Raw genomic sequence first — 20,358 nt, forward strand, 5'->3', positions numbered from 1 at the left:
AAAAACCGATGGCAATGAGTGACTGACCATCATCCGTTGCTGACCATATTGGATACGAATTGCTGAATAAGTTCTTCCAACACTAGAGCGGACTGTGTGTCGCGAATCACGTCGCCCTCTTCCAACACCTCTGGCGCTCCGCCAACACTCAACCCAATGTACTGTTCACCCAGTAAGCCAGCCGTCAAGATGGCAGCCGTGGTGTCTTGAGACAGCTGCCCTTCGAGCGCACTATCCAGCGTCATCGTTACACGGGCGTCGTACCACTGGGTATCGAGTTCGATGGCCTCTACTCGGCCTACGGTCACACCCGCCATAGTGACCCGAGCACGCGGCTTCAACCCGCCGATGTTGGCAAAATTGGCCTCAAGGCGGAACGTATCGGAGGGAGCCGACAGCGTTAAGCCGCTGACCCGCAAGCCGAGAAATACCAGCCCGACGATGCCAGCCAACATAAATAGGCCAACACCGAACTCCATGGTTTTGCTGCGTTTCATGACATTACTCCACCCTTAAAGACCGCCGAACATCACGGCAGTTAAAACGAAATCCAATCCAAGCACGGCCAGCGAGGAATATACCACCGTGCGGGTGGTGGCTCGGGAGATCCCTTCGGAAGTCGGCACGAGGTCATAGCCTTGAAACACGGCGATCCAGGTTACGACGAGGGCAAACACCACGCTTTTGATCATACCGTTACCAACATCGTCGAGAAACGACACGCTGGCCTGCATGTTGCTCCAGTACGAGCCCTCGAACACGCCCAGCCACTCGACACCGACCAAGTAGCCGCCCCAAATGCCCACGACACTGAAGCCCACGGTCAACATCGGTAACGCCACGAAACCCGCCCACAGCCTAGGCGCCACCACACGCCGCAGCGGGTCGACGCCAATCATCTCCATACTAGTGAGCTGCTCGGTGGCTTTCATCAGTCCGATTTCGGCGGTCAAAGCAGACCCGGCTCGCCCCGCAAACAGCAGCGCAGCCACCACAGGGGCAAGCTCACGCAGCAGTGAGAGCGCCACCATTTGGCCCAGCGCCTGTTCGGCACCAAAATCCACCAAAATGGTATATCCCTGTAGCGCCAGCACCATGCCAATGAACAGCCCCGACACGAGGACGATGGCCAGCGACAGCACTCCGACGAAGTGCATTTGGCGCATCCAAAGCGACCACCCTTCCCGTGACGGCACGCCTATCGCCGACTGCGCTAGAAACACCGTCGCGCGCCCCAGCGCCTCGACGACATCGCAGCTTTTTCGCCCCAGACGGGCCACGCGCGACGCATATTGTGTCAATTTGCCCTGCATCTACCCTGCCTTTGTGACTGAATCGTGACCGAAGATATCCCGGTGAAGTGGGTCTGCGGGATAGTGAAACGGCACGGGACCGTCTGGCTTGCCGTGCATGAATTGGTTGACGCGAGGATCCTGGTTCGTTTCCAGCGTGCTGGGGGTCCCGTGAGCAACGACTTGACCATCGGCGATCAAGTAGAGGTAATCCGCGATGCTCAGCGTCTCTTTGATGTCATGCGACACTACCACCGAGGTGAGTGACAGCGCCTGATTGAGCCGTTTGATCAGTTGCACCAGCACGCCCATGGAAATAGGGTCCTGGCCGACGAATGGCTCGTCGTAGAGTATTAGCTCAGGGTCGAGTGCCACGGCACGCGCCAACGCCACCCGACGCGCCATCCCACCGGACAGCTCGGCGGGCGTTAGGTGCTTCGCGCCGCGCAGCCCTACCGCCTGAAGCTTCAATAGCACCAGATCGCGAATCATTGCGTCCGGCAGGTCCGTATGAACGCGCAGCGGAAACGCAACGTTTTCAAAAACGTCCAAATCCGAAAACAGGGCACCGCTTTGAAACAGCATGCCCATGCGTTTGCGCAGCGCGAATAGCGCTTTACGTGAGAGCCGATGCACGTCCTGCCCATCGATGAGGATACGTCCACGGTCGGGTGTGAGCTGGCCACCGATGAGCTTCAACAACGTCGTCTTACCGGTACCGCTTGGCCCCATGATGGCCGTCACTTGCCCGCGAGGTATGGTCATGCTGACACCGCGAAAAATTTCGCTCTCACCACGGGAAAAGTAGATGTCTTCGACCTGTATGAAGGATACATCCGTCATATGATGTTTGACCTTCCTCGTTGATGCCAGAACGCGTCAGTATAAACCGACAAGCCACAGGGCAGTTTAAAAAACAGTGTTTTCGAAATAGTATCGAACATCATGATCCAACGCTACTCTCAACAGCAGCGACGCTAACAGTGAGCGCACCATCGTTCATGCAATGGAGCCCTCCATACCATCGACGACCTTGTCGTGATTTAGCTAAATAGCGCCGCAAGATGTTATTCTTACCAGCTACCCATTCACATCATGAAAACGAGACATGCCATGGGCCAGCCACTCTCTACACCCAGCCAACTGCGTGAAAGTGCGCTGCGCACGCTGCAAATCGAGCAAGCAGCCATCGGCGGCCTCCAAGCCAAGCTAGACGACCAATTCGACCATGCCTGCCAGCTCATTCTCGCCTGCCAAGGCCGCGTGGTGGTGACCGGCATGGGCAAGTCGGGTCATATTGCAGGCAAACTGGCTGCCACGCTGGCAAGCACCGGTACGCCCGCCTTTTTCGTACACCCAGGTGAAGCCAGCCACGGCGATCTCGGTATGATCACCCGTACCGACGTAGTGTTGGCGCTCTCTAACTCCGGCGAAACAGCTGAAGTCACGGCGCTACTCCCTCTACTTAAAAGGCTTGGCACCCCGCTGGTGAGCATGACTGGACGTCCAGGCTCTACCCTGGCACGCCACGCCGATGCCCATTTGGACAGCGGCGTCGAGCGTGAAGCCTGCCCGCTGGATCTTGCCCCGACAAGCTCGACCACCGCCGCGCTAGCACTGGGGGACGCCCTTGCCGTGGCCTTGCTTGAAGCACGTGGCTTTACAGCGGAAGATTTTGCGCTCTCTCATCCGGGAGGAAGCCTCGGCAAGCGGCTGCTGCTGCGAGTTCGCGATCTCATGCACGACGGCACGCGGCTGCCTCAGGTTGCATTGGGTAGCCCGCTACGCGATGCGCTTTTAGAGATCACACGCCAAGGGCTTGGGTTCACCTGCGTCATCGATAGCGAAGGCCGTTTGGCAGGTGTATATACCGACGGTGACCTGAGACGCACATTGGACCAATTTCATGACTTGCGCGATGTGCGAGTCGACGACGTCATGACGCGCCCAGGCAAACGCATCGGTCCTGACGTGCTAGCAGCCGAAGCGGTACGTATTATGGAAGATAGCCGGATAACCGCGCTGGCCGTCGTCGACGAGCAACAGCGTCCCATCGGCGCGCTACATATGCATGACTTACTGGCCAGCGGTGTGATTTAACTGCGTGATAACGCTTTTTGCCATGGATGTTAAGGAGGCTATATGGCCCTACCCGATGCACTACTCGACCGGCTCCGCCGCGTAAAACTACTTGCGCTAGACGTAGATGGCGTTTTGACGGACGGCCGACTCTACTTTCAAGCCGACGGCATCGAGATCAAAGCGTTTCACACTCAGGATGGGCATGGCTTGAAACTGCTCAAACGCGTTGGCATTCATGTGGCGCTCATCACCGGCCGCGATTCGCCGATGGTCAGCCAGCGCGCTGCGGCACTAGGTATCAGCCATGTGCATCAAGGCTGCGAAGACAAACTCACGACCCTGAGAGCCCTCTGCCAGCGGCTGGATATTACGCTCGAACAAGTCGCTTACTGCGGGGACGACCTGCCAGACTTGGCACCCATCAAGCGCGCAGGCGTTGGCATCACGGTCCCCAATGCACCCGATTATATGCATACCCACGCCGATTGGATCACCGAACGGCTGGGCGGGCACGGCGCGGTGCGTGAAATTTGCGATACGCTGCTCACCTCCCAAGGGCATTGGGATGCCGTACTCGACACCTATCTTCACAGGCACTCATGATGGGCGTAAAGCTCAGAAAACGAGTTTGGGTAACGGCACTGGTCGTCGTCCTGGGCATGCTTTTGGTTTGGCTCGACCCGCGCAGCGCCCAAGAGCGAGATATCGACGAGCAAGCGCGCGCTCAGGAGCCAGGTCATGTATTAGAGAATGCCGAAATCACCCTATTTGGGGAATCGGGGGCGATTCAGCAGTCGCTGGTCACTCCCCGGCTAGTGCATACACCTCAAACGGCCATGACAGATGTCGTGTCGCCACGTGCTACGCTGTTCGATAGCGAACAGCGGGAGTGGTTGGCGACCGCGGATACCGGCACCCTGAATACCGATACTCAGGCCTTGACGCTGCGCGGGTCTGCCCGGCTGCTCGCGCCTGAAGAGGGTTGGCAGCTCGATACACAGCAACTCAACTACGATGGCGTGACCCGCCACGCCTGGAGCACTACGCCCGTGCTGTTGCAGCAGCCCCCTCAGCGTATGGAAGCTTCCCGCATGGACGTTTGGCTGGATGACAGCCAGGTCCGCCTGACCAACAACGTGCGCGGCGTGCATCCGCCGGCCACTCGTACCCCCTAGGAGTCGCGATGAATGCCTCTCTCCGCACCACCCTCTTTGCTTTAACGCTACCGCTGGCGACGGCTGCCATGGCGCAAAGCCAAGCACCCATCGAAGTAGAAGCCGACCGCCTGGACCTCGACCAGCGCGCGGGCACCGCAGTTTACTCAGGTAACGTGGATATTCGTCAAGGCGAAATGCAATTGCGCGGCGAACGCGTAGAGATTCAGCGCAATGATGCAGGGGAACTTTCTCAAGCCATTGCCACGGGTGAGCGTGCCTACTTGCGCAATCGTCTCGACGACCAGGAGACCCCCATGGAAGGTTGGGCGCGGCGCATCATCTATCACGTCGCCGAACGCCGCGTGGAGCTGATCGACCAAGCCGAACTGACCCAGCAAGGCGACCGCTTTCAAGGGGGCCGCCTGGAGTACTTCATCGACCAGGAAGTGGTGCAAGCTCGCTCCGACGTGAACGGTAGCGACAACCAGCGCATTCGCATGACCCTTCAGCCGGAACAATAGGGAGCGCCCACGTGGCAGCATCAACGTCTGCAGATTCCGCACCTGTCAAAACGCTCTACGCCCACCACCTAGCAAAGAGCTACAAACGCCGCCGCGTCGTCAAGGACATCAACCTGGAAATCGCCCAGGGCAGTGTCGTTGGACTGTTGGGCCCCAATGGAGCCGGTAAAACCACCTCGTTTTACATGATCGTCGGACTGGTCAAATCCGATGCGGGCAATGTGGGTATCGACGATCTGGATTTGACCCACGCGCCCATGCACGAACGCGCCATGGCAGGCATTGGGTATCTTCCCCAAGAGGCCTCGATTTTTCGCAAGCTCTCGGTAGCCGATAACATCATGGCCATCCTCGAGACGCGCAAAACGCTCGATCGCAGCGCCAGAGAAGCTCGCCTGGAGTCACTGCTCGAAGATTTTCATATCACCCATATTCGTGACAACCTAGGCATGAGCCTCTCAGGAGGCGAGCGCCGTCGAGTAGAGATCGCGCGGTCGCTGGCCACCGAGCCCGCGTTCATTCTACTCGACGAACCCTTTGCCGGGGTCGACCCTATTTCGGTCGGCGAAATCAAAACCATTATCCGTGCACTCAAAAAACGCCACATCGGCGTCTTGATCACCGACCACAACGTGCGTGAAACCCTGGATATTTGCGATATCGCCTACATCGTTGGCGATGGCCACATCATCGCCAGTGGGAACGCCCAGGAGATTCTCAATAACCAAAAGGTCCGCGACGTCTATCTGGGCGCTGATTTCCGGCTCTAAACCGAGGCCTGACCAAACTTTTCTTTTAGTGGCATGCTTATTGCACTTGCACGTAGCCATAACTCGCTCTAGGGTGGAGCTTTCTGATTAACGAGTGGTTCTCAGATGGTCATGAAAGCTTCTCTCCAATTGCGTATCGGCACACAGCTGACCATGACACCCCAGCTGCAACAGGCCATTGCCCTGCTGCAGCTCTCTACGCTGGACCTCCGTCAAGAAATTCAGCAAGCGCTTGACGCCAACCCTATGCTCGAGCAAGAGGACGAGTTTGGAGAGCAGGCAGTCAGCGAGCCGCAAGAGGCCGAGTGGTCTGACAGCATTCCCAACGAACTCTCCGTCGACAGCGACTGGTCGGACACCTACCAAGACATGGGCAGTCTGAGCGGTGGTAGCGAAGGACCCGACTTCGAGCGCCAAGCCGCTGGCCAAAGCCTTCATGGCCATTTGCTGTGGCAACTGGCCATGACCGATGTCAGCTCACGGGAATATGCAATTGCGGAGAGCCTGATCGATGCGCTGGACGCCAATGGTTATCTTACCCAGCCGCTCAACGACATTCGTGAAGGGCTCAAAGCACAAGGTCATGACGGCTTGAGCCAACGGGAAGTGGAAAATACCCTACTGCGCTTGCAGCAGTTCGAGCCGACCGGCGTATTCGCTCGCGACCTGCGCGAATGTCTGATGCTTCAACTTGCTGCGTTGCCGGAAGACACCCCGCTATTGATGCCAGCCAAACGGCTGGTACGACAGTTTTTGGAGGCGCTAGGCAAAGACGATATGCGCCTCCTCAAGCGCCGTTTGAGCCTGGACGATGAGCAGCTGGATGACGTCATTCGATTAATTCGCAGCCTCGATCCCCGACCCGGCAGCGCCTACGGCGTGACCGACGATAGCTACATCACTCCCGATCTGGTCGTGCGCCATGACAACGAAGGCTGGCATTTAGAGCTCAACCCGGACGCTCTTCCACGGCTACGCATCCAACCCGACTACGCCAGCTTGATCAAACGCGCCGACAAGAGCCAGGACAACCAGTTCTTGAAAGAGCACCTTCAAGAAGCGCGCTGGCTGATCAAAAGCCTCTCTAGCCGCAATGACACCTTGCTGCGCGTGGGGCGTGAAATCATCGCTCGCCAAATTGGCTTTCTAGAGCACGGCGAAGAGGCCATGAAGCCGCTGATCTTGGCCGACATCGCCGAAGCCGTAGAGATGCATGAGTCGACCATCTCACGCGTGACGACACAGAAGTTCATTCATACACCGCGTGGCGTGTTCGAGTTGAAATACTTTTTCTCCAGTCAAGTCAGTGGCCAAGACGGCGGCGACAGCCACTCGAGCACGGCCATTCGCGCACGTATCAAAAAGCTCATTCAAGAGGAGCCCTCAGGCAAACCGCTCTCCGATAGTCGCTTGGTGACGCTTCTCGAAGAGGGCGGAATAAGCGTGGCACGACGTACCGTCGCGAAATATCGCGAGTCGATGGGCATTCCCTCTTCGAGCGAGCGCCGCCGTTTACGCTAGTTAAACGCTTGGTCGTGACAAACTCACCGCAAGGGCTTTGCAATAGCGTAAAAAGGGTTACAATCGAAGTACAGCCCGATGGATAAGGAGCACGTCAATGCAAGTAAACATCACTGGTCATCACGTTGAACTGACTGACGCCTTGCGTGACTACGTTAACGAAAAGCTGGAACGCGTCGAACGACACTACGACAATATCACCACGGTACAAGTGACCTTATCTGTCGAAAAGGAGCGCCAGCAGGCAGCGTGCACGCTACATGCCGCTGGTGCTGACCTTCATGCCGAGGCACTCGATAACGATATGTATGCCGCCATCGATGCCCTTGCGGACAAAATCGATCGTCAACTCGTCAAACACAAGGAAAAAGCACAAGCTCGCGCTCAAGGCGCAGGTGTGCGTTAACTCAATGACGTTGGAAACCATTCTCCCCCCGGAGCGCGTGCTTTATGACGTACCCGGGGGCAGCAAAAAGCGGGTGCTGGAGTTTTTCAGCACCTTCATCGCCCAAAACACGCCCAGCCTTGACAGCCAAGAAGTGTTCAGTCGTTTGATTGGGCGCGAGCGTCTTGGCAGCACGGGGATTGGCAACGGTGTTGCCATTCCCCACGCAAGAAGCCCGCACTGCAGTGCCCCCATTGCTGGCTTTTTGAAACTGGCGGAACCCGTCGATTTCGATGCCATCGATGGGGACCCGGTCGATCTCGTGTTCGTTTTGCTGGTGCCTGAAGAAGCCGATGACACGCACCTTGCTTTGCTCGGACAAGTCGCGACGATCATGAACGACGCCGATACTCGCCAACAGCTGCGCAAAGCAGGCAGTCAAAAAGAACTGTTGACGCTGATAACGGCCAAGATACGCGAACAAGCTGCGTAACAGATCTACTCCTTCAATTTGTCTTTACTTCTTACGCTCAAACGCCAAGAGAGACGCTATGCAACTGGTGATCATTAGCGGCCGTTCAGGTTCCGGTAAGTCTATCGCCTTACAAGCGCTGGAAGATCTTGGCTATTACGCGATCGATAACTTGCCTGCCATGCTGTTGGGCTCGCTTATCGACGAGTTGCGCGCCCAGGGTGAGCGCACACGGATTGCCGTCAGTATCGACGCACGCAACTTACCTACTGCGCTGGAGCGTCTGCCAGCGCTACTTGAAGAATTGCGCCACCGGGAAATTCGTTTTCAGGTGATCTACCTGACAACCGATGCGCGTATTTTGCTGGAGCGTTACTCGGCCACTCGCCGTCGTCATCCCCTCACCCGTGATAGCGACATGACGCTGGAAGAAGCGATCAACAAAGAAGAAGAGACGCTGAATGACATTCGCGACCTCGCCGATTTATTGATCGATACGTCTCGACTCTCCGTACACGATCTGCGACGCCGCATTACCGACCAAGTAGCTCATCAGCGCCAGCATCAACTGACGCTCACCTTCGAGTCCTTTGGCTACAAACGCGGCGTTCCGCTGGATGCCGACCTCGTGTTCGACGTACGCTGCTTGCCCAATCCTTATTGGGACCCTACTCTGCGCCAATATACCGGTCGCGACGCCAACATCATCGACTTCTTGAGCGGCTACCCCGTGGTAGAGGCCATGGCAAGCGATATTGAAACGTGGCTGGAGAAGTGGCTACCGGCCTATCAAAATAGCCATCGCAGCTATATGACCGTGGCCATTGGCTGCACGGGCGGCCAACACCGGTCCGTTTATATGATCGAGCAGCTTGCACAGCGGCTGGTCAAACAAACAGGGGAAGTGCAGTTGAGGCATCGCGAGCTAGGGCTGCAGTACACGCTCAGCGAAACGCCGACAACCCAACATACGGCGGCGACGCCCAGTACTCCCTGAGCCCTCCCTAAAACCCCACTCGGCAAAAAGGAACCAGAGTGCCCGAAAGAACGTTGACCCTTACCAATCAGCGCGGCCTTCACGCCCGCGCAGCCACCAAACTGGTTCAGTGTGGCCAGCAGTTCTCTGCCCAGATTCATGTGTACAAGAAGCAGCAAAAAGCGGATGCTGCCAATATCATGTCACTGCTCATGCTCGCCGCGCCCTGCGGGACCGAGCTCACCGTCATTGCAGAAGGGGAAGACGCCGAACGAGCGCTCGATGCTATCGAGGCGCTATTCGACGCTCGGTTTGAAGAAGATCAGTAATCGATGCAGCGTGAACGCTTAGCTGCCCGCCACGGTCATCGCATCCACCAGCCAGCTCCCCGTGTGAATGCTGCCCCGTGTATCCGTGTCATCCCCTACGCCGCTCAGCCCGGCAAACATCTTGTCCAGGTTACTGGCGATCGTGAACTCCTCGATTGGGTACTGAACTTCACCGTTTTCAATCCAAAAGCCTGCCGCTCCCCGCGAGTAATCACCGGTCACACCGTTCACCCCCTGCCCCATGAGTTCGGTGACCCAAATACCTTGCCCCATCTGACTCAACAGCTCGGCTCGTGGCGTTAACGGAGCCAGCAGGCGTAAATTGCGCGCGCCACCTGCATTTCCAGTCGAGTGCATACCTAAACGCCGTGCGCTATAAGCAGAAAGCATGTAGCTGGCAACCTGCCCCCGATCGATGAATCGATTATTACGGGTTTGCACCCCCTCGGCATCGAACGGCGAGCTCGCCGTCGCCCCCACTTCCATGGGTCGCTCTTCCAAGCCAAACCACTCGGGGAAAAGCGGCGTTCCCAGACGGTCACACAGAAAAGAGGCTTCTCGGTATAGCGCACCGCCTGCCAAGGCGCTCATTAGATGACCGATCAGGCCGCTGGCTAGCGTAGGGTCGAACAGCACCGGAAAGGTACCGGTCGGTGGCCGACGCGCACCCAGTCGGCGAAGCGTGCGAGTTGCCGCTTCTCGACCGACCTCTTCCGGGCTGCGTAAATGGTGTGGATTACGTGCGGCGGTGTAATCATAGTCGCGCTGCATACCCTGATCGTCCTGGGCGATCAGCATGCATGAGAGCGAGTGATTGCTGCCTTTTTGAGTGCCCAAAAATCCGTGGCTGTTGGCATAAACACGGACACCCTCGCCGCTGGAGAGTGACGCACCCTCCGACTGATGAATCCCCTCCGCGCTGCGTCCAGCCTGCTCGCAGCGAAGGGCCAGGTCGATGGCCTCATCCGTGGTGAGCGTCCACGGGTGGTGGACTTTCAAATCGGGTAGCTCAGTGGCCATCAGCGACGCGTCTGCCAAACCGGCGGCAGGATCTTCTCCGGTATAGCGCGCGATCGCGAGCGCTTTCTCGACCGTTGCGCGAATCGACGCGCTGCTGGCATCGGTAGACGAGGCGCTCCCCTTTCTCTTGCCCACGTATAGCGTTACCGCAATTCCCTGATCGCGCGACAGCTCAACGGTTTCCACATCGCCTAAACGAACGCTGACGCCCATGCCTTGATCGACGCTGGCACCCACTTCAGCAGCATCTGCTCCTAGCTGCTTTGCTAGGGCAAGCGCTTCTTCAGCGCGCTGTGTCAGTAATGCCTGCTGCGCCGATGCATCAAATGCCTGTGCCATGTGGCCTCCTTTTCGCCTGAAACGCGTTGGCGGATCAATGTTGTGGTCACAGCCTGATATAATGCTGCGAACGAATCTAATCTGTGAGTAGCTATATGCCCAAGCAACGTCCCGAGCCAATTGACATCGACGAACAGGTAGAACGCCCCAGTAAATCGCAGCTAAAGCGAGAAATGCACGCCTTACAGGCGCTTGGCGAAACCCTGATTGCCATGAACCCCACCGAACGCTCACGCTTTCCGCTGTCTGACGATATGCTGCGCGCCATCGATGAAACCGCTCGCATTCGCTCCCATGAGGGCCGCCGACGTCATATGCAGTACGTTGGCAAGCTCATCCGCAAAGAGGATCTAACGGCCATTCAAGGCGTTTTCGACGCCATCGAACAAGAAAAAGAGCAGCGCGATCATGCTTTTCATCGCCTGGAAAAGTGGCGAGACCGCATGATCGACGAGGGCGACGATGCCGTCGATCTCTTCATGGTCGATTATCCCAATGCGGATCGGCAAGCGCTGCGCCAACTCGTGCGCAACACGCGTAAAGAACGCGAACAGGGCAAGCCCCCCACCAGCTCGCGCAAGCTGTTCAAACACCTGCGTGAGACGCTAGCGCTGTAAGCCAGTCATGAAGACTGCGTACCGCCGACGGTCAGCTCATCCAGCTTAAGCGTGGGCTGACCGACACCGACGGGCACGCCCTGCCCCTCTTTACCACACACGCCAATGCCGGTATCCATCGCCATGTCATGGCCAATCATCGACACTCTGCCCATGGCTTCGGGCCCGTTGCCTATCAGCGTCGCGCCCTTGACCGGCGCTGTGATCTTGCCATCTTCGATCATGTAAGCTTCGCTGGCCGAAAAGACGAACTTACCCGAGGTAATGTCTACTTGACCGCCGCCAAAGCTGACGGCATAGATACCCCGCTTGACGCTTTTGATGATGTCGTCAGGATCATCCTGCCCCGCCAGCATGACCGTGTTGGTCATACGTGGCATTGGCAAATGCGCAAACGACTCGCGACGCGCATTACCGGTGGGCGCCATTTTCATCAAGCGCGCATTCAGCTTATCCTGCATATAGCCTGTCAAAATACCGTCTTCGATCAACGGCGTGTACTGACCGGGCGTGCCTTCGTCGTCCACACTGAGCGCGCCACGGCTATCGGCCACCGTGGCATCGTCGACCACCGTGACGCCCTTGGCGGCGACCTGCTGTCCCATCCGCCCGGCAAACGCCGAGCTGCCTTTGCGGTTGAAATCGCCTTCCAATCCGTGCCCAACGGCTTCGTGCAGAAGAATACCAGGCCAACCCGCCCCTAACACCACCGGCATCTGCCCGGCCGGTGCGTCGACAGCCTCCAGGTTGACCAGCGCTTGACGCACCGCTTCTTTTGCGTAGCGCTCGGCCACGCCTTCATCACGCAGACGCGACATCGAGTAACGACCACCGCCGCCCGCGCCACCGCGCTCCCGGCGGCCGTTTTTGGCCGCAATCACACTGACGTTGAAACGCACGAGGGGGCGAATATCGGCGGCAAGGGTGCCGTCGCTGGCGCGTACCAACACGACTTCGTAGGTGCCAGAGAGCGACGCGCTCACTTGGCTGATACTGGGATCTGCGGCTCGCGCTATGCGATCGGCCTCTTTCAACATCGCGACCTTTTCTTCCGCTGATAACCCGGCAAGCGGATCGATTCCTGAATAACGCGCGGCGGCGCTGACCGGCGTTACTTTCTGACCGGGTAACTGTTTTCCGCTGCGAACGATACCAGCCGCCGTTCGCCCGGTGTCCATCAACGCATCGGCGGTGATTTGATTGGAGTACGCAAACCCCGTTTTCTCACCCGCCAGCGAGCGCACGCCCACGCCACCATCAATGTTATAGCTGGCCTCTTTGACCTCGCCATCCTCCAGCACCCACCCTTCTTGCCAAGTTCGCTGAAAATAGAGATCGGCATAATCGATGCCCGCTCCCAGGGCATAACCAAGGCCAGTATCCAGGGCGTCAAGATCGAGACCACCAGGGGTAAGCAAAATGGAAACGGCAGACTCGATATCGCTTGTTTGTGGGGTCATTGGGGGCCTTCTAAAGTCACTTGCGGCGAGGTCCAAGGACCTCGCACGCGATAATAGAGAGTGGTTGCTTGATCCAACGCATCGCCGAATAGCTGGTCGGCAATGAATAGCGCGCCGCCAACGATGGGCGCGCCGACCGCAATGGCGGCGATGGGTAAACTTTGGCTCACAGGCAGTGTGACGCCGAGACGCTGATCGAGTTCACGCTGTAAGAGGTTAACACTTCCTGTCAGCGTCAGCGTGGTCGCAGGGGCATCAATTTGTAGGGGGCCGCGCAGCAGCAGCTGCCCCTGGGCCACGTCAGCGGTACCGTGCACACGATCGAAGGCGGTGCCTTGACCCGTCAAATCGGAAAAATCGAAGCGCAAGCGGCGCAGAATGTTATCGAAATTGAGCAGTCCAACCAGGCGGGCTGGCGTCGATTCGAGCGTCACGAAACGCCCATCACGAAGATCCGCGCTCATCTCTCCACCGGCTCGGCTCAAATCCACCTGCCAGGGTGCGCCGGGCCACGTGAGGTTGGCGGATACATCCGTCGTACGGCTTCGCATGGCCACCGGCTGCCCTAGCCGCTCTAGCGCCGTACCGACATCGCCTCCCTGAATAGAAATATCGGCGCGGGTTCGACTGTTCACCGCATTGCCCTCCCACACCAGTTCGCCTCGCGCAGAGAGCTGACCGAGTGTCAGCCCCACCGGCGCAAGCGTAAAACGACGCTCATCGGCTTGCCAAAACGCGGTAAGCGGTCCGTAGCGGCGATTACCCACACTCACTTCCGCCAGTCGCAACCGGCCATTAGGCAGCGCCGCCAAGCCGTCTGGGATTGGCACGGGATCTGCGTACTGGGTATCGACCGCCTCGATCCAGGAGTCGGGAGCTGCGACGCTGGCATCGTGGGTGTTGGCGGGGAGATCGAACAATGGATCCAGCGTCAGCGTGGTGATGGCGATGTCCAGCGGACGCTCGCTGGCAGGTTGGTAGTCGACCCGGCCGTTCAGCACATCACCATTGAGGTTTAAGGCTGCACGCCGAGGTTCGATCGTTCCTGAGGCCGTCATCGCGCCCAGACAGGTCTCACGATACATCAGACACTCAGTGCGCAGCCGCACGTCGAAAGGCGAACGGTCACCACGGCTGGAAGCGTTTTCCAGATTTCCTGACATCAGCGGAGCAAGGGCTGCTTGCCACGCCAACGGGTCCAGTGTGTCAAGACCTGCATCCAAGCGCCAGCCCGGCTGTCGGGACCAGCCGGAGCGCGATACCGCGCTGCCTAGCGCTACTTGCCCTGCCTGTGCGCCACCCTCTAAAGAGTGTACCTTGGCCACGAGCTTATCGGCCAACTCAACGGAAGTACGCCCAGAGGCCAACTCAGCGCGTAACTGTAACGGCCAGGCCTCTTCGCTGCGCTTGGCAAACGGCTCGGGCAGCTCGCTCGTCACGCCGAGAAGGCGACTTTGCAACGTCACCACGGGGCTAGGCGTCAGCGTGACCTCCCCTTGCCACGGCGTGCTACCGTCGATGATTTGACGAGCTTGTTCGGCAGGCACGCTCGCCAGCGACCAGAGCGCTGAGGTCGCTACGCTCCCTTCAAGGGCGATGCGCTCATCGGCCAAGAATGTCGCCCGCAGATCCCCTCCCTGCCACTGACTACTCAAGTCGCCGGTCAGGGCATGCGCCTGCCCCACTTGTTGCCAGTGAAGTTCCCCCCCCAGTTCACGCAGCGTAATAGGCAGCGGCGCATAGCCGACAGCCGATAGCACCGGGCGGACATTGATCTCGAGCTGAAGCGTCTCTGGGGATTCGAGTGGCAGCTCCAGCGCGACGTCACCGTCAAGATGTCCCTGCGCCGACAGCGCGTCGAGGGGTAGCGTATCCATGTCGGGCATGGCGCGAAGGAAACTCAGCAACGCAGCGCCATGACTATGTACGTCTGCCGACAGCGTCAGTGGCTGCTTCTCTTCCATACGTACCACACCATTGGCGACTTCCACACCCTGACTCTGCGCATGCGCCACTTCGGCTTGCAATACGCCTCCTTGCCAGAGCAAGCGCCCCTCAAGATCCTCTAGTAGGGGCCAATCAGGCGCTATCGGTAGATAGCCCTGCTCGATCGCCAGTGCCAGCGTTGCCGATAGCTGATCCGATGACGCGCGCGGCCCCAGCGGCTGGCTGAGCTTCAAAGAGCCCTGAGGCACCATGCCCCCTATATCGCTGGCCAACCAATCGCGCAGCGCTGGGTCGAACGCTTTCATCGGCAGCCACTGCGAGAGCGGACGAGCGCGCGCATCCACGTCGGCAAAGGCGATGTCGAGACCGAACTGGCCGTTTTGCTGCCCAGTGATCAGGCCAAAGCCACCGCTGACACGAGCTCCCTCCCAATCGACGTTCAGATCGCGACCGCTGATCATGGTATTGGGGCCGTCGTAAACCCACTCGACGACCCCTTCTGCATGGCGAAGCTGCATCGGCGCATCAAACAGTTCAGGGAAGTAAAGCGCGCTATCGCCCGCGCTATTAAAGGTCACACGCCCACGCAAATCGCGCGCCTGAACCCAGGCATCCAGCGGCCCGCCGCCCGGTGCCTGCTGCCATGGCAAAACGGCAACGTTGGTCAGGGCTGCATCGACCCCCCAACGGCCGTCACGCTGGCCTAGACGTAAGCCCTGCACCTGCCCGCGGGGTGAAAGTGTTTGCAGAACCCGCGTCACCGACTCAGGCAATAGTGCATACTCACGCCACGCCGCCAAAGAGGCGAGCTCGAATGCGCTGGTGCGCAATTCCCACTGTCCGGGTTGATGCGATAGATACCAGTGACGTGGTAGTGCCGGGCCAGCGCTGCCCCCCTCGGGTTGTGCCCACTCGACGGTCTCGGCACTGCCGCTGAGCCATGCCTCCCCCCCATCGCCATCACGCAGCCACTGTCCGCTGGCCTGAATATTGCGAAGCACGGCGTATTCGACATCCTGACGCAGGGTGAGCTCAGGAACATCCAGTGCCAGCCGCGCATCGGCCAAGGCACCCTCTTGCCAACGACCCCAAAGCTGTACCTGGCCACCCACCTGCTCCAAAAAGGGCATCCAATCCGGACGAAACAGGGCGGCCAGTACCACCAAGTGGTCAAGCTGCATGTCCAGCTGAAGAGCCGCCGAAAAGTCGCTAAACCCCTGCTTTCCTGGCTGCATTTCGGCACGAAGGGTCATAGCCGGAAGCTCGGCATTCGCCGCATCAGGCGTATCGACGATGGTCAGTGCGCCCTCTAGACGCGTCCGTCGCCGATCACCGCTCAACAAGAGCGTGGGCGCGTGTAGCATCACGGTTTGCTCCTCGCCATGCAGGGTGACACGACTATCATCCACCCAGACGCGCTGGCGCAGTAACAGGCCCGCCCAAGCATCTAAGGCGTCGAGGTCGACGTCGGGCTGGGGCGTCACGCCCAGGGGGAGTTCGGCCGGAGAGGGCCACCCCCATCCGCTATCCTGCTGTTGGTAAAGATGAAAGCGCAGCCCAAACATACGCGCATCGCTGAAGATGGGTGCCAACCGACGCAAGCTCTCCCAGACATCGAGACGTAGCGACAGGCGGTCGACCTCCACCAAGGCCTGTCCCTCAGGGGTTTGCGCCTTAAGTTCATCGAGCGCTAGGTGCAGAACATTACGTTCTAACGAGAGTGCTAGCCGGTCGACGTGTACCGGCACCCCGATGCGCGCTTCGAGCATGGCTTCGATACGTGGGGTCAAGGCATCCGCCTGGCTGGCCAATAGACGAAACGCCAGCATCACCACAGCCAGCGTCGCCAGCACGGCAGCGACGCTGATCCAACAGCCACGAACGAGAGAGCGTGATGACATCATTACATCAGTACGATGTCGTACTGCTCTTGAGAGTAGTGCTGCTCGACCTGGAAACGGATCGTTTTATTGATGAAGGTCTCCAGATCGGCGACAGCGGCAGACTCTTCATCCAGCAGGCGATCCACCACCGGCTGCGACGCCAGCACCATATAGGTCTCTGCGCTATAGGCACGCTCTTCGCGGAGGATCTCCCGGAAGATTTCGTAACAGATGGTTTCTGGAGTTTTAAGGGTCCCGCGGCCGCCACAGGTCGGACATGCTTCGCAGAGAGTCTGCTCTAAGCTTTCCCGAGTACGCTTACGCGTTAACTGCACCAGTCCAAGCTCGGTAACACCGGTGCATTTGGTTTTGGCGTGATCACGCTCTAACGCTTTCTCTAACACGCGCAACACTTGACGCTGGTGCTCGACATCCACCATATCGATGAAGTCGATGATGATGATACCGCCAAGATTGCGTAAACGAAGCTGGCGCGCAATGGCAGTGGCGGCTTCCAAATTGGTCTTGAAAATCGTCTCTTCGAGATTGCGATGCCCCACGTAGCCACCGGTATTCACATCGATGGTCGTCATGGCCTCGGTCGGGTCGATGACCAAATACCCGCCCGATTTGAGTTGCACCTTGCGCCCCAGCGCTTTCTGAATCTCGTCTTCGACACTATAGAGATCGAAGATCGGACGCTCACCGGGATAGTACTCTATACGGTCGACCGCATCGGGCATGAACTCTTCTGCGAACTCCACGAGCTTGACGAAGTTTTCCCGGGAATCGATGCGCACCTTCTCGATGTCATCGCGCATCACGTCTCGGAGCGTGCGCATGAACAGCGGCAGGTCGTCATAAATGACGCTGGGCGGTGCAGCAGTGATTTTGCGCTCGCTGACTTTTCGCCAAATGCGCAACAGGAAGTACATATCGCTGGCCAGTTCTTCATCGCCCACGCCCTCTGCGGCAGTCCGCACGATGAAGCCGCCTGTCACCTCGAGGGTTTGCTCCTCGATGCTCTTGTCTAGCAGCATCTTCAAGCGTTCACGCTCACGCTCGTCCTCGATGCGCTGCGACACGCCGTGGTGTGGCGAGTCAGGCATGTAAACCAAGTACCGCGAGGGGATCGATAAGTGCGTGGTTAGACGTGCCCCTTTGGTGCCGATGGGATCTTTGGTGACCTGAACGACCAGGGCTTGGCCTTCGTGGAGCAGTTGCCCAATGGTTTGCTGCTCCTCGCTAGGAGTGCCGGGCGGCATGACTTCGTGTGCATGGATGAACGCCGCACGCTCCAAGCCAATATCGACAAAAGCAGCCTGCATGCCAGGCAGTACGCGAACGACTTTGCCTTTGTAGATATTGCCTACGATACCGCGCCTGCGAGAGCGCTCGATGAGCGCCTCTTGCAATACGCCGTTTTCTACCAGCGCAACGCGGGTCTCCATGGGCGTTAAATTGATGAGGACTTCACCGCTCATGCAAAATTCCTTATTGGGTGTCCAATTCCTTGCCAGCGCAGCGGGCGATGAGTCGGTGGTTACGTAAGATAACGGCCCGCCCAAATGGGAACCCCTTGCTGGCGAAGCAAGCGCGTGGTTTCAAAAAGAGGCAGTCCTACCACGGCGGAATGACTGCCCTGAATTCGTTCGATAAAAATAGCGGCTAGCCCCTGGATGGCATACCCGCCCGCTTTATCGACAGGTTCACCGGTATGCCAATAGCATTCGATCTCGTCTGCCGTTAACGCGCGCATGATGACCTCGGTGGTCACACAGCAGGAGAGTATACCCCGCGACCCGCTGACCGCTACTGCCGTGAGTACTCGGTGCGACCGCCCTGCTAACAGCGATAACATATCAGCCGCGTGCTGCTGGTCGCGCGGCTTGCCCAGAATCGTATCGTCGACGACCACCGCCGTGTCCGACCCTAGCACGGGCAGCGTGGTTTTCCCCGTCGCTGCCTCTGCCTTGGCAATGGCCAGCCGCTCTACATAAGCGGCGGGGGATTCTCCCTCGATGGGCGTTTCATCGACGTTACTGGGCATGACGGTGACGGGCACGCCGATCGACGCGAGCAGCGCCTGGCGTCGCGGTGAAGCAGAGGCCAAGCAGAGCACGGGAGTCGTGGCAACGTCACGCATTGGCCATGCGCCGTTCGATGGCGTGGAACATCGTCGCCAGCCAAGGCCACAGCAGCGCGCTCACCAGCGAAGGAATCAAGAAAGAGAGGTGGATCGAGAAGTCGCCGGTCAACGTGCGCAGCCACTGCTCGATGAGCTGAACCAACCCCAGCAGCACCAGCACCAGCACCGATTGCTGTACCAACGAGTAAGCGCGAAAACGGGGATAGACCAGCGCCGCTAAAAACGCCAGTAACGACAGGATGAGCGCGTGCTGCCCTAGTGCCGTCCCCTCGATGAGATCCATCAATAGGCCAAATACGAAGCCATGAAAGACACCAACCCTATCAGGGGCACGCATGCACCAGTAGATGAGCATGAGCCCCACCCATTCGGGGCGAAACACTTGCCAACCATCAGCAAGTGGCATGACCTGCAGGCACAGCGCCAATACGAGACTGAGCCAGACCACCACGAGCGGTACCATCGGCGCACGTGCCATTAGCGCGCCTCCTCTTCGGACGGGGGGGCTGGTTGCCCAAGCCGCTGAGCAGCATGGAGCGCGTCGGCTGAAATCTCCATGGACTCATCCCAAATAGACGGATCCAACTCTTCGCGGGGAGGTGGAAAAAGCAGCAAAAAATGTCGCGAACGCTGGAGCTGGGCAGATGGTTCAGCGACCACACGAGCAAACGGCTGGCCAGGATCGTGATAAACCTCAGTTACCCTCGCCACGGGGTAGCCCGGCGGAAAGCGCCCCGCCAATCCGGACGTGGTCAGCAGATCACCTTCACGGATATCGGCCGTATCCGGTACGTGAAGCACGTTCACACTGCCGTAGCGGCCAGTGCCCTGAACGATGAAGCGCAGACCGTTGCGATTGACCTGGACCGGCAGCGCGTGGCTGGCATCGGCCAGCAACAAGACCCGACTCGAGTATGCCGAGACGGCCGTCACCTGGCCGACGAGTCCTGATGCATCGATCACCGGCTGCCCCACGTAGGCACCGTTACGATGCCCACGGTCGACCACCATCTGATGGCTAAAAGGGTCGTTGTCCAACGACAGCAGTTCCGCCGTCATATAGGGAATGTCCCGCCGCTCGGCGGCGCCCAGCAGTTGGCGCAGCTCCGCGTTCTCAGCAGTCAAATTCGCCAAGCGTTGACCACGGTGGGAAAGTGTCAATATTTGCTCGCGCAAGCGTCGATTTTCATCCACCAGCGCCTGCTGGTCGGAGAGCGCCAGCGCCCCCCAGTTCAGCAGGTCGCTGGGCACACTAACCGCCCACTGAATGGGTGCAACGATCGTGGTCATTTGGGCGCGCAGATCTTCCATGCGAGTGAAACGGTGGTCGACAAACATCAATGCGCTTGCCGCCACAACACAGAAGAATAGCCGGTAACCGGGTAGCGGCCCGTGTGAAAACAGCGGTTTGATAGGCAATCCCCCGCGATAAACCGCT

At 58.7% G+C, this 20,358-nt stretch carries 21 protein-coding genes; 11 read left to right on the forward strand and 10 right to left on the reverse strand.

What is annotated here, in order from left to right; all coding sequences use genetic code 11:
* Positions 1 to 29 precede the first annotated feature (29 nt).
* From mlaD to GYM47_RS10760, 3 genes are read right to left on the reverse strand one after another with little or no spacing between them, the layout of a single operon-like run.
* Positions 30 to 497: an outer membrane lipid asymmetry maintenance protein MlaD gene (mlaD, locus tag GYM47_RS10750; RefSeq protein ID WP_139527167.1), complete on the reverse strand. Its 468-nt coding sequence runs from the start codon at positions 495 to 497 to the stop codon at positions 30 to 32.
* A gap of 15 nt (positions 498 to 512) precedes the next feature.
* On the reverse strand, positions 513 to 1,313 hold the full coding sequence (gene mlaE / locus GYM47_RS10755; RefSeq protein ID WP_139527166.1) for a lipid asymmetry maintenance ABC transporter permease subunit MlaE: 801 nt from the start codon (positions 1,311 to 1,313) through the stop codon (positions 513 to 515).
* Complete coding sequence (locus GYM47_RS10760; protein WP_153842868.1) at positions 1,314 to 2,135, reverse strand: ATP-binding cassette domain-containing protein; 822 nt, start codon at positions 2,133 to 2,135, stop codon at positions 1,314 to 1,316. It abuts the gene before it with no gap.
* A gap of 270 nt (positions 2,136 to 2,405) precedes the next feature.
* Here GYM47_RS10760 and GYM47_RS10765 point away from each other — a divergent pair, with 270 nt between their 5' ends.
* The 10 genes from GYM47_RS10765 to GYM47_RS10810 all read left to right on the forward strand — a co-directional run bounded on the left by GYM47_RS10765 (position 2,406) and on the right by GYM47_RS10810 (position 9,505).
* Complete coding sequence (locus tag GYM47_RS10765) at positions 2,406 to 3,392, forward strand: KpsF/GutQ family sugar-phosphate isomerase (RefSeq protein ID WP_139527164.1); 987 nt, start codon at positions 2,406 to 2,408, stop codon at positions 3,390 to 3,392.
* A 42-nt stretch (positions 3,393 to 3,434) separates the two neighbouring features.
* Positions 3,435 to 3,977: a KdsC family phosphatase gene (locus GYM47_RS10770; protein ID WP_139527163.1), complete on the forward strand. Its 543-nt coding sequence runs from the start codon at positions 3,435 to 3,437 to the stop codon at positions 3,975 to 3,977.
* Positions 3,977 to 4,549 (forward strand): LPS export ABC transporter periplasmic protein LptC, encoded by a 573-nt coding sequence (gene lptC / locus GYM47_RS10775; RefSeq protein WP_139527162.1) that lies wholly within the window; start codon positions 3,977 to 3,979, stop codon positions 4,547 to 4,549. The genes GYM47_RS10770 and lptC overlap by 1 nt, the downstream gene beginning before the upstream one ends.
* Positions 4,550 to 4,557: 8 nt before the next feature.
* Complete coding sequence (gene lptA / locus GYM47_RS10780; RefSeq protein WP_139527161.1) at positions 4,558 to 5,052, forward strand: lipopolysaccharide transport periplasmic protein LptA; 495 nt, start codon at positions 4,558 to 4,560, stop codon at positions 5,050 to 5,052.
* 11 nt (positions 5,053 to 5,063) lie between these two features.
* The gene (gene lptB / locus GYM47_RS10785; protein ID WP_139527160.1) at positions 5,064 to 5,822 is read left to right on the forward strand and encodes an LPS export ABC transporter ATP-binding protein; all 759 of its coding nucleotides are present in this window, start codon (positions 5,064 to 5,066) and stop codon (positions 5,820 to 5,822) included.
* Positions 5,823 to 5,927: 105 nt separating this feature from the next.
* Positions 5,928 to 7,343 carry an RNA polymerase factor sigma-54 gene (locus GYM47_RS10790; protein WP_139527159.1) on the forward strand — a complete coding sequence of 472 codons (1,416 nt, stop codon included), beginning with the start codon at positions 5,928 to 5,930 and terminating at the stop codon, positions 7,341 to 7,343.
* 97 nt (positions 7,344 to 7,440) lie between these two features.
* Complete coding sequence (gene hpf / locus GYM47_RS10795; protein ID WP_027335376.1) at positions 7,441 to 7,749, forward strand: ribosome hibernation-promoting factor, HPF/YfiA family; 309 nt, start codon at positions 7,441 to 7,443, stop codon at positions 7,747 to 7,749.
* A 4-nt stretch (positions 7,750 to 7,753) separates the two neighbouring features.
* A complete protein-coding gene (ptsN, locus tag GYM47_RS10800) occupies positions 7,754 to 8,221 on the forward strand; it encodes a PTS IIA-like nitrogen regulatory protein PtsN (RefSeq protein ID WP_139527158.1) in 468 nt (155 codons plus the stop codon).
* A 58-nt stretch (positions 8,222 to 8,279) separates the two neighbouring features.
* A complete protein-coding gene (gene rapZ, locus GYM47_RS10805; RefSeq protein WP_139527157.1) occupies positions 8,280 to 9,197 on the forward strand; it encodes an RNase adapter RapZ in 918 nt (305 codons plus the stop codon).
* Positions 9,198 to 9,235: 38 nt separating this feature from the next.
* Positions 9,236 to 9,505 carry an HPr family phosphocarrier protein gene (locus GYM47_RS10810; protein ID WP_139527156.1) on the forward strand — a complete coding sequence of 90 codons (270 nt, stop codon included), beginning with the start codon at positions 9,236 to 9,238 and terminating at the stop codon, positions 9,503 to 9,505.
* Positions 9,506 to 9,523: 18 nt separating this feature from the next.
* Here the strand turns inward: GYM47_RS10810 and pmbA are convergent, their stop codons facing one another.
* On the reverse strand, positions 9,524 to 10,864 hold the full coding sequence (gene pmbA, locus GYM47_RS10815) for a metalloprotease PmbA (protein ID WP_153842867.1): 1,341 nt from the start codon (positions 10,862 to 10,864) through the stop codon (positions 9,524 to 9,526).
* A gap of 95 nt (positions 10,865 to 10,959) precedes the next feature.
* On the opposite strand from pmbA, the gene yjgA reads away from it, so the two are divergent.
* Positions 10,960 to 11,481, forward strand: a complete 522-nt coding sequence (gene yjgA / locus GYM47_RS10820) for a ribosome biogenesis factor YjgA (RefSeq protein ID WP_153842866.1) — start codon at positions 10,960 to 10,962, stop codon at positions 11,479 to 11,481.
* Between the two features lie 5 nt (positions 11,482 to 11,486).
* Here yjgA and tldD read toward each other — a convergent pair whose 3' ends face one another.
* From tldD to mreC, 6 genes are read right to left on the reverse strand one after another with little or no spacing between them, the layout of a single operon-like run.
* Positions 11,487 to 12,941, reverse strand: coding sequence for a metalloprotease TldD (tldD, locus tag GYM47_RS10825; protein WP_153842865.1), 1,455 nt, complete (start codon positions 12,939 to 12,941; stop codon positions 11,487 to 11,489).
* Positions 12,938 to 16,789 (reverse strand): YhdP family phospholipid transporter, encoded by a 3,852-nt coding sequence (locus GYM47_RS10830; protein ID WP_153842864.1) that lies wholly within the window; start codon positions 16,787 to 16,789, stop codon positions 12,938 to 12,940. Before GYM47_RS10830 ends, tldD begins: the two co-directional genes overlap by 4 nt.
* A gap of 2 nt (positions 16,790 to 16,791) precedes the next feature.
* Complete coding sequence (gene rng, locus GYM47_RS10835) at positions 16,792 to 18,255, reverse strand: ribonuclease G (protein WP_139527151.1); 1,464 nt, start codon at positions 18,253 to 18,255, stop codon at positions 16,792 to 16,794.
* A gap of 59 nt (positions 18,256 to 18,314) precedes the next feature.
* Entirely contained in the window at positions 18,315 to 18,917 is a 603-nt protein-coding gene (locus GYM47_RS10840) for a Maf family protein (protein WP_153842863.1), read from the reverse strand.
* Positions 18,910 to 19,398, reverse strand: coding sequence for a rod shape-determining protein MreD (gene mreD / locus GYM47_RS10845; RefSeq protein WP_139527149.1), 489 nt, complete (start codon positions 19,396 to 19,398; stop codon positions 18,910 to 18,912). Before mreD ends, GYM47_RS10840 begins: the two co-directional genes overlap by 8 nt.
* Positions 19,398 to 20,339, reverse strand: coding sequence for a rod shape-determining protein MreC (gene mreC / locus GYM47_RS10850; RefSeq protein WP_153842862.1), 942 nt, complete (start codon positions 20,337 to 20,339; stop codon positions 19,398 to 19,400). Before mreC ends, mreD begins: the two co-directional genes overlap by 1 nt.
* Between the last annotated feature and the right edge of the window lie 19 nt (positions 20,340 to 20,358).

This window comes from Vreelandella piezotolerans, from assembly GCF_012427705.1.
Classification (GTDB): domain Bacteria; phylum Pseudomonadota; class Gammaproteobacteria; order Pseudomonadales; family Halomonadaceae; genus Vreelandella; species Vreelandella piezotolerans.